Genomic DNA, 11,992 nt, shown 5'->3' with positions numbered 1-11,992 from the left:
ATAATATTTGATTTTCTTCGACATTTTTGTCTCCTAAAAAGGAGCTTTTTAATGTCCGTTTTTTGGTAGGAACTCCATCCACCCGCCACCCAATGGCGTCCATTTATCATGGCGATACGAGTTTGAAAAGATCCTTTCCCGTTTTCAGAAATTTTTTTAAAATGTTTTCACCTTTTTGCCCTTGGGTGTTTGTAGATTGGCAGAATGTTTTTATTTTTCCCGAAAACTTCGCAAGATTCGGGTTTTGAAGAATGGAAATCCAAGTATCATTGAATTTATGAAGGACCAAGACAAATTAAATTTCCATCGAATTGCGGAAGCGATTCAATACATTTCCGAGAATTTCAAATCTCAACCTAGCTTAGAAAAGGTGGCGGAAAAAGTTCACCTGAGTCCTTTTCATTTTCAAAAGATATTTACGGATTGGGCAGGAGTGAGTCCTAAAAAATTTCTTCAATACATCACATTAGAACATGCGAAAAAAATGTTAAAGGAAAACCAAGCCACTCTTTTCGATGCGGCTTTCGATACAGGTCTGTCCGGTACAAGCAGACTTCACGATTTATTTATGAACATAGAAGGAATGACTCCCGGAGAATATAAAAACGGAGGAGAGAATCTTTCCATTCATTATAGTTATGCGGAAAGTCCTTTCGGAAATATCTTAGTGGCTTCCACGGACAAAGGAATTTGCCATATCTCTTTCGCAGACGAAGAAACCTTCGCTCTGGAGGAATTAAAAAAATCATTCCCGAAAGCAAACTACAAACAAATGACCGATCTCATCCAACAAAATGCTCTTTATATATTCACTCAGGATTGGAAAGAAATCGCTCCCATCAAACTTCATTTAAAGGGCACAGAGTTTCAAATCAAAGTTTGGGAAACTCTATTGAAGATACCTATGGGAAAATTGGCCACTTACGGTGAAATTGCGAAGAACATCAACAAACCTTCTGCTTCGAGAGCGGTGGGAACTGCAATAGGAGACAATCCTGTCGCATTCTTAATTCCTTGCCATAGAGTGATTCAATCTACGGGAGGTTTCGGCGGATACCATTGGGGAAACATTCGTAAAACGGCAATGATCGGATGGGAACAAGCAAGGACGATCGGGTGATAAAATTTCTTCTCTCTGAGAAAGTGAATGAAGAATTTAAGAAAGTTGGTTAATTAACTTTTACTTTGATCGATTTGATTTAACTTAAATATTTCTTTCTAGTTAGGTTTGCCTTCTAAAACCTTTTTCAACTCTTCCTCGGATGAAAATGCTAAGTCAGCAAGAATTTGATAAGGATCTCCTTTCCATCCGAGGAGTTCGCCGAAGGCGGGTTCCGTTTTTATTTTTTGTTTTTTCTTTGCGATGATCTGATTGCGGAAATTTTCTCCCGCCAAATCCAAAATTCTTTTCTCAGCAATCATGTGTAAAAAACCTTTCTGTTTTTCCGGTTTGATCTTTTGTGCAAAGATTTCATATGCGAATTGATCGGTACTGAAATTGATTTTTAGAGAAGGTTCTCCGTCAATAGTGATCGTTTCCGTCGCAAAATCCTTATAATGACGAAATTTAGCGTATGTTATCTTAATCAGATGGTTCGGATTATTATAATAGGCAAGTATATCTACATCGCTTTCTTCCGTATCGATTCCTATAGGGATGGTTCCCGCAATCAGAGGATAAAATCCTGTCAGCTTAGGGATGATTTTATGATTTGATAGATCCGAATATAAGGATCTTTGTTTCCCGTTCCCGTTTTCCAGATAGTCCGGGGTTAAGAAGTATTCTAATTCTTTGGGGAGATTCGGACTCAGCTGCATAGTTAGAATGAAAATATACGGAAGGAAAAAATACAAGCAAAGGAAAGAAATTTATTTCTAAGAAGAACGGGAACGGAACTTGAAAAGGCGGGTAAAAAGGGGATTTCCCGATGGCGGGTGCCATCGGGATAGGAAGGAATTAAACTGCGTTGACGATTAGGTCTCCGCCTGCTTTCACTTCTCCTGCTTCGTTTTTGGCTTCTACGCTCACAGTGACTTGTTTTTTACCGTCTTTTTCGAACTTTTTTTTGATCGTTCCAACACATGTCAGTTTTTCACCTAACTTCGTCATTGCTTTAAAAGTAACTCCGAAATAAGCGATGTCTTGTTGCTCCGCCCAGGAAGTACAAAGTCTTCCGATTTGAGCCATTACATACATACCGTGAGAAATGGTTCCTTCAAGACCCGCTTTTCTTGCGAAATCTGGATCGTTGTGAATCGGGTTAAAGTCGCCGGATGCACCCGCATAACGAACTAGATTCGCATGTTCTATTACGGGAACTTCAATCGGAGGAAGAGTTTGTCCTACTTCTACGCTATCAAATTTAATTTTTGCCATGGTTCTGATCCTCCTTGATTAATCCTTACGAATGAAAATGGCCATCTCTGCGGAAAGAATCGGGTCTTTGTTTTCATCGTACATCGTTGTTTTGAAAGTTACGATTTCTGCTCTTCCCACTTTTACGTCCGAGATTTCGGATTGAGCGGAAACTTTTCCCGGATAAAGAACTTTATGATATGTGTATTCTTCTTTTAAGTGAAGGATTTTGGATAAATCGATTCCTAATTCCGCCATATCGTTCCAAATTTTCGGGTATCCCCAAAATTGGATCACTGTTGGGAAAGTGGGCGGAGCAGGGATGTCTTTGTATCCCGCTTTTTTCGCTTCTTCCAAATCAAAGTAAATAGGGTTTTTCTCGTTGATCGCAAGGCAAAATTCTTTGATTTTGCCTCGTTCTACAGTAAATTCAAAGGTATCTAGTTTTTTTCCAACTATATCTTTGCTAATTGCCATTGGCTATTTTCTCCTTAATGTTTGTCAATCCAAGCAACTAACTCTTTAAAGACGATTTCACGCTCTCTAGGAGTTTCGTTCATGGATTCGTGGTACAATCCGTCAAATAATTTCAATGTTTTGTCGCTCGAGCCTAACCTTTCGAAGGCGTCGATGCTTCCTGTGGAAATTGCGATTTGATCTTCTTTTCCGTGGAACATATAAATAGGCACTTTGATTTTTGCGGCAGTTTCCAAAGCGTCGTCGTAACAATTGAGAAGGAAGTCCCCCAAGTATGCGGATATATTTCCATGCACCAGAGGGTCGTTCACATACGCTTCCACTACGGACTTATCGTGGGAGATCATATTTACGTCGAGACCTGCAGGAATGGTCAGAGTAGGGAGTAGTTTTGCTAAAAAACCGCCTGCTGCTTTTTTGATGTCCATTACAAGGTCGGTTTGTACTTTAATGGGAAGTGCACTTGTAATCAAAGCATTCAAGTCATTTTGGTTGTTGTCTTTACCTGTATATAAAAAGACGACAGCAGCTCCCATAGAGTGACCTAGAAGGGTGATTTTTTGAACACCTTCTTTTTGTTTTGCGATATCGATCAATTGTTTTAGGTCGGCAAAAAAATCGGCGAAGTCGGTTATAACTCCTCTTCTTCCGTCGGAACGTCCGTGTCCTCTCGCATCGATCAGATAGACCACATAACCTTTGTCAGCAATTGCATCCAGAAGATTCGTATACCGTCCACTGTGTTCTCCGAATCCGTGGTGGACTACCATTACCTTCTTTGCACCCGATTTAGGGCGATAGACTTGGTAGTAAATTTTTCCACCGTCTTTATTTTGAAATGTGGACTCCTCTCTGGAGTATGCTTTTTCCCATATGCTCATACTTTGCTAAAATCAGGGCAGGAAAGGGAAAAAGAAAGAACTTTTCCTTACAAAAAAAACCGACTTGGTTCGGAAATTTAATGCTGACCGCCAATAAAATATCTCCAGGTTGTTATTTGTAAGTAAGGGATTCATGGACACTAGAATTATGTCGGTTGTCGCCAAGGGCAGGAAATTACTTTTTGCCGGTCTGATTTTGACGAACCAGTGCATCCCTTCTTTGCAACGAAGCGATCTGGAAACGATCAGCTTTCTTCGTTTCGGAATGGGATCGACTCCATCCACAATATATGTCAACATAACCGGTTTGAAAAAAAGCGGTCTTGTGATTTCTTTGAATTCCAGCGAAGAAATTGCGGTAGGTACCACAGACAAAGAAGTCTCTTTCAAAGCCCAATTGGCTGCAGGATCCAAATACATCGTCCGAATCAAAACTCAGCCTTCTCCGCAAACTTGTGAAATTGCAGGCCAAGAAGGAATCGTGGTAGGAGGAGACATCCGAACAATCACGGTCAATTGCGAATCTGCTAAATATACTCTAGGTGGTACCATTACGGGACTTGCCGGATTCGGGCTGGTTTTAAGCAATGGATCCGACTCTCAGTCGATCGGCGCCTTAGGAACATTTGCTTTCGCAGCCACTTATGAAGAAGGGACTGCGTATTCTGTGGGAGTTACCACACAACCCGCTCATCCTACTCAAAATTGCATCGTAACCGGAGGAACAGGAACATTTACTGCGGCCAATGTGAACAGCTTAGCTGTCAATTGTACCACAACCGCTCATGCCATCTCTGTAGTAGTAAATGGAGTCGCCTCTGGAACATTAAGTTTAACGAATAATGGAGCGGACGCCCTTTCCATTACCACAAATGGGACACATTATTTTTCTACGGATATTCCTAGCAGTGGTAGCTATTCCATTGGGATCACGGCTCAACCCAGCGGCCATACTTGTGTTCTAACGGGAAGTACCGCAGGAATCATCGCCAGCTCCGATGTTTCCGTGAATGTGAATTGTTTCAGTCTTTTAGCGCAGACTCCTCCTAACTTTTCTCCTCTTCAGCCAAACCAAGACATTCGACTTCAGTTTTCTGAAGCGGTCACGATCGGAAGTTGCTCCACTTCTTCTCCCGATCTGGCCCGAGTGGACGGAAATCCTCTGACGTTCACATTGGCAACGACGAACATTCCGAACGATACTTTAGTTGTTTCTCCTTCACCCAGTCAATGGACCACAGGAGCGAAGTTAGCTTCTTTGACTTGCGTCAGTGCTTCCGCATTTACTCTAGCGGCAGGACAACATACGGTTCGTTATACGGTTCCTTCCGCGTTTCGATACGTTTCTTCCGCTTCAGGAAATGATATGATGAATACAGGATACACTCCCGGCGATCCATTTAGTTCCCTTCATAAAGCAATCGATGATTTGAGCGTATCCCCTTGTTTTACCACAAAAGATTGTGTGGTTTATGTGGAAGACGGCACGTATGAAGCCGTTAATGTTCCTTTGTCCAAATCTTCTGTGGAAATCATGGACGGAATTTCCTTGTTTGGCGGTTATACGGCAAGCACAAGCTTTGCGACTAGAAACACATCTTTAAAGCAGACTCAAATCATCAACTCATCTCCTGTAGGATGCGCTGCTTCCGATTTAACGACTACTCCTTGTATGTCGGTTGATATTCCTTCGACAGTGTCCAACAAAACCACGATAGACGGATTCAAAATCGTAGGAGCGAATCTTGCCTCAAGTGATCCTACCGGGGTTCGAATCAACGGAGGAGATCCTATCTTTTCGAATAACTGGGTTGTCGGCGGAACGGGAAGACATGCTGCCGGTATGGTCGTCTTAAATTTCGGAGGAGTTTCCTTGGCAGATCCCGCAGCAGGGGCTTTGGTTTTGAATTTGATTCAAGGGGGGGAATGCATTGCTGCCAGCTGCAACACTGGCGGAATCTATTACGATAATAATATGGCAGGTTCCTCCGTTCCCATCATCCAAGCGAACCAAATCATAGGCGGATTTTGTTCGACTACATCTTGCAATACGTATGGCATTTATACGGCGGCGATAACGGTATCGCCTGATTTTAGTTTGTTGAGAGGGAATGTGATCACCGGCGGAACCGTTTCTCCTATAATGGCAGGCTCCGTAAGTACTGGATTTTATCTAAGCCAATCCATCGGAGGAGTTCTAAAAGGAAATGTGATCCAAGGTGGGACTGCAAACACCGCTAAAGGCATCCATATGAACGCCAGTATGGGACTCAAAATCGGAGACTTAGCTTCCAAAGAGGGGAATATCATATTGGCCGGAAGCGGAGTGTTGAATTCGTACGGACTGTTCTTAATGAACGGAGCTTCGATTCATTATAATACCATTTCGGGGGGAACGGCTAGTAATTCAGGAGGTTCCGCCATCAGTTATGGAATTTCAGCACTCGCAGGATTTTATGATATCGAAGCCAACAGCATAACCGGAGGGAATGCTGTTGGAAGCGGAGCAAGTTATTCCGCTACGTACGGAATGCACTTTAGCAATGCCACTAGCGGAACCGCTATCAAACGAAATAGGGTTTCCGGAGGATTCAGTAATAATACGGGAACTAGCAATTCTTATGTGTATGGGGTTTATTTTCTCTCCGGCGGAAGTTTCGTCATCAATAACAATTTCATCGACGGAGGAAGGAGTATTTCCGCCACTGCGAACGGAAACTCGGAAGGACTCACATTATCCAATAATAATGCGGTCACACAGGTGTATCATAATACGATTTCCTCCGGAACTGCGACATCAGCCGTTCCTTCCAACAGCAAATCGATCGCTTTAAACTTGGTCACAACCGTTACGAATGCAACCGATGTCCAAAATAATGTATTGATGGTGGAAAATTCCGTAGGAACTCGTTTCTGCATCAATTACGATTCAGGTTCTGCATTAACTGCTGTTCGTGGAAATACGATGTTCAATTGTCCTATTCTATTCAATCATACGAACAGTGCTTCCGCATTTGATACTCTCTGTCCGGGAGGGTTCCCTGGAGTTGCTGCTTGTACTGCCAATCCCATTTCGGGAGTTTCCAGTCTGAATCTAACATCTAATCCTAACTTTGTTTCTAATTTCGGAACTACCAAAAATTGGAACTTCACCGCTACTTCTCCTTGCGCAATCACTCAGATGAGCAATGTGATCGGAGGATTCAATATAGATTACAGCGGGAACCCGCGTCCTGGAGGCAATGCCACAGTGAGCGGGGGAGCTTTGGAATACGACGGAACTTGTTTATAGAATTTCCGTTTCTTCTCTTTAGCGCCTCGAGAATTTAATTTCCAATTTCCTCCTAAAGCGGATTTCTAAGCATTGTACTTACATGCGGAAATGCGAATCAAAGAGAACCGTCCGAATCCTATTCACTTTGTTTTTATCGGGATTGTCTTTTTTCTGTTCCGAAGCGAAAAAAACGAATGTAATCGTTTATGATCTCTCACGCATTCTGAACGATCCGAAAGTTACTGTAGAAGGATCTTTCTCCGAAAAAGATCCTCTTTTCTCGCATTGGAAAAAAAATCCCGGACGACATTCTTCTCTGCCGATTTCAGAGAAATGGAAAAATACACAAATCACTTTCAATACGGATAAAAATCTATTCATCAATCATTCCTTGGATGCGATTTATTTTCCGCCAAATTCTAGTTATTTGTTTAAAATTGAACCTGGAACTTATTCGTTTCAGTCTATGACCGGAATCCTTTCCGATTCTTTTTCCGAAGCAGAAGGAATCCTTATTTTGGAAGTGGATGGAAAAGAAAAGATTTCCGAAACATTGGGGGCAAAGAATCGGGAAAACTGGAAACAATGGAAAACGGATTTCGATGTAAAGGAAACGATCCGTTTCGTTTGGAAAAGCTCTAAGTCCCATCTTTATTTGGCGGAACCTTTGTTGTATGGAAAAAAAGCATCTCCCGGACCGAACGTAATTTTGATCGTTTTGGATTCCGCCAGAAAAGATTTTTTCGGATCTTACGGTTATCCTTATCCTATTACACCTAATATGGATTTGCTGGCTAAGGAATCCGTTTTTTTTGAAAACCCTTTCTCCAACGGGAATTGGACCAAACCTTCCATGATGTCTTTTTTTCATTCGGAATATTCTTCTAACTTGGGACTGGGCAATTCCTGGTTCACCACTAAACCTTACCAGCGTAAGGTTTATTACGGAAAAAAAAGGGACAATTTGGTGAACTCTTTTCGCGAGAAAGGGTATTACACCAAATCGATCATGAACAATGTTTTTTTTCTGGATTATACTACCGTCGGAATCGACTTAGGATTTCATAATTCCTATCAAGTGGGGATGGATATTTTAGATACTCCCGAACTGACAAACCATGCTTTGTCTTTCTTGGAAGAATATTCCGACAGACCTTTTTTCCTTCATTTTAATTTGAACACTCCTCATGCTTCTTATTCTCCTCCTCCGGAAGATATGGCCGCAGTGAAAAAAATCATTCCTTCCGAAGTGTTTTATAAATACGAATCACCTGTGCAACGTTATATCGGGGAAATGCATTATACGGATAGAGAAGTGGGAAGGCTCATCTCCAAACTCAAAGAACTGAAAATTTATGACAATACGATGATCATCCTAACCGGGGATCATGGGGAACTTTTTAGCCCTCACCACGATTACAGTTATCACTTTATCATGAGAACCCGCTTTGGGCATGGGGAGACCCATTATGATGAGGAAATCAATGTTCCTTATTTCATCAAACTTCCCAAATCCACCGATGAATCGGTTCGAACTAGAAAAATTCCTCATCAATCTTCTTTACTTTCTCTTGTTCCCACTGTTCTAGGTTTGGCGGGAATCTCACATTCCTCTGATCAATACAAAGGAGTCGATTATTCCGTATGTATTTTGGGGAAAAAAAAGTGCCCCGAAGAGAAAATGATCTATACGGAAGGAAGAATGTCTGAATCCGTCCGCACGGAAGAATATAAATATGTGAGAAGGTATCCCGGTTTTACGACTGTTCGTCGAACAATCGACGGAGAACCTCATACAATGGCGGAAGAACTTTACGATTTAAAAAAGGATCCTGAAGAGAGAAACAATTTATCCTTGGAACCGAACTCTTCCCTGTTGGCAAAAGCCAGACAAGATTTCGCAGAAGGCAATTTTCTGAAAAGAAACAGAATTCATATCTATCTTCCCCCCTGTCCTGCGTTAGATTGTGTGGATTCAGGAAGTTTCCAAATCCAAGGTTCCGTTTACGATTGGCAGGCTTCGGAACAAACCCAAATTCAATCCTCTTCCGCAAAGACGATTCAGTTCCGGACGAAAACGGGTTCTAGTTCCCAGGAATTTCAGGTTCATACTGTGAATCCAGAGATGGATGGAAATTTCTTTCTATTTCGAAACGGCGTTCCTGCATTGTTTCGGGTGGGGAAATGGGGTCTCGAATCCAAAGGGATCGGTTATGGAAATTGGAAAGACCTTCTGGTTTCCGAAAGAAAACCGAATGGTTGGGAGAACTCCGATCTTCCTTGGATTTACAACGACGGATATTTTAGCGGAACGACCGAATCCCAAGCACAGAAAGAGATGGGACAGGAAGTGAAGAAGATTTTAGAAACCTGGGGATACATCCACGAATAAAAAATGCTAGAAAAGCAAAACATCTTTGTCGATTCTATCTAGACAAAGTATGAAATCATCCTTTATTCCTCCCTCTTTTGAATTTCCTGTCGCATGGACCCTCGATCTCGGGTTTCCTATATTTTCTAAATTATTGTTCAATTTGGACGGAGTGGAGATCAGCAGAGAGGAAGAAAGACAACTCAGAGACTTACGAAACAAAAGAGTCGTTTATCTTTCCAATCATCCTTCCGATGCGGAACCGGCTATAGCTTATTATGTGGCCAACCAAATCGGCACACGATTCAGTTATATGGCTTCCCGCAATATCTTCAACTGGGGATACGGGTTGGTCGGAGAAATCATCAAAAGAGTAGGCGCCTTTTCCGTATTAAGCGGAGGAGGGGATAGAGAAGCCGTGAAAATGGCGAAGAACATTCTTTCCGAATCCGATGGAAAATTGGTGATGTATCCCGAAGGAATGTTGTCCGGAGAAAACGACAACCTGGTTCCTTTTATGCCGGGGCTTGCCAATCTTGCCTTTGCAGGATTGGAAGAGGCATTGAAGAAAGATCCTACTGCGGATCTGTTCATCCAACCTAGTTTTGTGAAATATAAAATTTCAGGAAACAGAGACAGCATCTTGAGCGAGATCGAATCTTCTCTGCAAAGGATCGAAAAGAAATTAAAAATTTATCCCGGTGGAAGAACCTTACTCAGACGTTTCCTGACTGTAGGAAGAGTTTTATTGGAAGAAACCGAATATGAGTTAGGCGTTCCTAAGATCGATATCGAAGGAAAGGATTTCGATTACAGATTAGGTCGTGCCAGACATACTGCACTCAATCAGGCAGGTGCCATCTTAAACGTTAAATTCCACGATACGGATCATGCCATCCAAAAGATCAGAGACCTATTCACTTCTTTGGACAGTTTGGAAGCGGGAATGCCTCTCCCTTCCACTCCTAAAGATTTGAGCCCTCAGAACATCAAACGTGCCAGACAATTGGTCGACACTGCATACACCTTTCTAATCACAAAACCTAAAAACTTGATTCAATGGCCTTCGGCAGAGAGACTCATCGAGTGGATCTACAGCTTCGAAAAACATGTGTTTGGAAAGACTGAGTTCCGTGCTAGAAAAGCCCATGTCCTCATCACTCCCGCTTTTTCCATCACACCTTTTTTTCGAACTTATCAATCGAACAAAAAGGAAGGAATCAGTTCTCTTATGGTAGAGATCCGCAGACAGATGGAATCCCTTGTGGAAAAAGGAAAAGGAATTTCGGAACCGATCGTTCCTCCTTATTCCGTAGGTCTGGATATTAATATCGGTTAGTTGAACTAATCGAGAACGATCGTAATTTCCACTCTTCTGTTTTTCGCTCTGTTCGCTTCCGAGTCGTTGGGAGCGACTGGTTTTTCGTCTCCGTATCCTCTGAAAGAAATCCGTTTTTCATCCAAACCGTTCTGTTCCACTAGCGAATGTAATACGGATTTGGCTCTGTCTTCCGAAAGTTTGAGATTGTAATCCTTTTTCCCTATATTGTCCGTGTGTCCCGAAACTCTAATTTCTCTCTCAGGATATTTTTTCAGGATCGAGGCGATTCTTTTTACCGTTTCTTCCGCTTCCGGTTTCAATTTGGAATCGTTGAAATCGAAAAGAATGGAATCCAAAGAGAAGGTGACTCCGTCCTCCGTAGAACGAACGGAAATGGCAGGATCTTTCTCGCCTTCGTCGGAAAGTTTTCCTCCCGTGATGGGATCGTATCCTACGATTAAGTCTTGTAAGATGTTCTCTTTAAATTGTTCTTTCTCGGATGCATTTAGACTTTTGCGAGAGGAATAAACTCCGTGGATATGAAAGTTCGCTTCTTGGACGGTTCCATCCGGCAAAATGAAAGTATAAGAAAGTTTGACTTCTTTGTATTCCGGAATTCCTTTTTCCGCATTGAAGAAAACTGTGCCCCTGGCGAATCCGAATATTTTATTAGGTACGTTCGCAGCTCCCTTTCGTTTGGAAATGGAATCGTAATAGATGGGATACGTATATGTGATCTTATCCGAAAATCCTTTATAATTCGCATAAGTCCAGTTAGATTTTCCATGATAGAAATATTCTGGCTCCACTGCGACTTTGATTCTGTCTCCCGGAAAATCGAAAGATTCCTCGGCAGGGATTTTCCAAGAATCTCCTGAGTTCACATTGGTTTCCGGGAAAGAAGGAAAACTTCTTAAATTGGGCATCACATATTCGTCGGATACTTCGTATTTACCGTTTCGGTAGATGATGAAGTTGGATTGAAATTCTTTATCTTTGCGGAAAGGTCCTTCCGTTTTTCCGAAACGAATGTAAGTATCGAAAAAGGCGTCTACGTTGCAAAGTTGGGAATCACATTTGGTGGTTTTTAAGACGACTCGGTTTTTATCTTCCCGAACAACGGATCTCGCACCCACTCGAAACAAAACATCATGGTATTCATTGAGTTCCAAAACCTGATTCCCATTCCATTTCCATTGAAGCAGAACCGATTCTTGCGGAGCTGCCAACAAGGGGAAACTCAAAAGTGCGGATAGAAGCAGGGAGTAGTTTTGTTTCACATTTAAGTACATCGGGGGAAATTCAAAAAAGT

Annotated in this window: 9 protein-coding genes; 4 read left to right on the top strand and 5 right to left on the bottom strand. The window is 42.1% G+C overall.

Going from position 1 to position 11,992, the window contains the following annotated elements:
• Positions 1–277: 277 nt before the first annotated feature.
• Positions 278–1,120, top strand: a complete 843-nt coding sequence (locus EHS15_RS07000) for a bifunctional helix-turn-helix domain-containing protein/methylated-DNA--[protein]-cysteine S-methyltransferase (RefSeq protein ID WP_135759845.1) — start codon at positions 278–280, stop codon at positions 1,118–1,120.
• A 98-nt stretch (positions 1,121–1,218) separates the two neighbouring features.
• Here the strand turns inward: EHS15_RS07000 and EHS15_RS06995 are convergent, their stop codons facing one another.
• The 4 genes from EHS15_RS06995 to EHS15_RS06980 all read right to left on the bottom strand — a co-directional run bounded on the left by EHS15_RS06995 (position 1,219) and on the right by EHS15_RS06980 (position 3,714).
• Positions 1,219–1,818, bottom strand: a complete 600-nt coding sequence (locus tag EHS15_RS06995) for a DUF4269 domain-containing protein (protein WP_135759844.1) — start codon at positions 1,816–1,818, stop codon at positions 1,219–1,221.
• Positions 1,819–1,957: 139 nt separating this feature from the next.
• Entirely contained in the window at positions 1,958–2,377 is a 420-nt protein-coding gene (locus EHS15_RS06990) for a MaoC/PaaZ C-terminal domain-containing protein (RefSeq protein ID WP_135759843.1), read from the bottom strand.
• 18 nt (positions 2,378–2,395) lie between these two features.
• Positions 2,396–2,833, bottom strand: coding sequence for an FAS1-like dehydratase domain-containing protein (locus EHS15_RS06985; RefSeq protein ID WP_135759842.1), 438 nt, complete (start codon positions 2,831–2,833; stop codon positions 2,396–2,398).
• 14 nt (positions 2,834–2,847) lie between these two features.
• The gene (locus EHS15_RS06980) at positions 2,848–3,714 is read right to left on the bottom strand and encodes an alpha/beta hydrolase (protein ID WP_135759841.1); all 867 of its coding nucleotides are present in this window, start codon (positions 3,712–3,714) and stop codon (positions 2,848–2,850) included.
• 133 nt (positions 3,715–3,847) lie between these two features.
• Between EHS15_RS06980 and EHS15_RS06975 the strand changes: the two genes are divergently transcribed.
• The 3 genes from EHS15_RS06975 to EHS15_RS06965 all read left to right on the top strand — a co-directional run bounded on the left by EHS15_RS06975 (position 3,848) and on the right by EHS15_RS06965 (position 10,698).
• The gene (locus EHS15_RS06975; protein WP_135759840.1) at positions 3,848–7,006 is read left to right on the top strand and encodes a hypothetical protein; all 3,159 of its coding nucleotides are present in this window, start codon (positions 3,848–3,850) and stop codon (positions 7,004–7,006) included.
• A 127-nt stretch (positions 7,007–7,133) separates the two neighbouring features.
• Positions 7,134–9,380, top strand: coding sequence for a sulfatase family protein (locus tag EHS15_RS06970; RefSeq protein ID WP_342775506.1), 2,247 nt, complete (start codon positions 7,134–7,136; stop codon positions 9,378–9,380).
• Between the two features lie 49 nt (positions 9,381–9,429).
• Positions 9,430–10,698, top strand: coding sequence for a lysophospholipid acyltransferase family protein (locus EHS15_RS06965; protein WP_135759838.1), 1,269 nt, complete (start codon positions 9,430–9,432; stop codon positions 10,696–10,698).
• 5 nt (positions 10,699–10,703) lie between these two features.
• On the opposite strand, the gene EHS15_RS06960 is transcribed toward EHS15_RS06965, so the two are convergent.
• A complete protein-coding gene (locus EHS15_RS06960) occupies positions 10,704–11,960 on the bottom strand; it encodes an OmpA family protein (protein WP_246051924.1) in 1,257 nt (418 codons plus the stop codon).
• Between the last annotated feature and the right edge of the window lie 32 nt (positions 11,961–11,992).

The sequence above is a fragment of the Leptospira idonii genome (assembly GCF_004770995.1).
GTDB lineage: Bacteria > Spirochaetota > Leptospiria > Leptospirales > Leptospiraceae > Leptospira_A > Leptospira_A idonii.
Note: the sequence above shows the minus strand (reverse complement) of the source record. Positions and strands in the feature narration are given on the sequence as shown.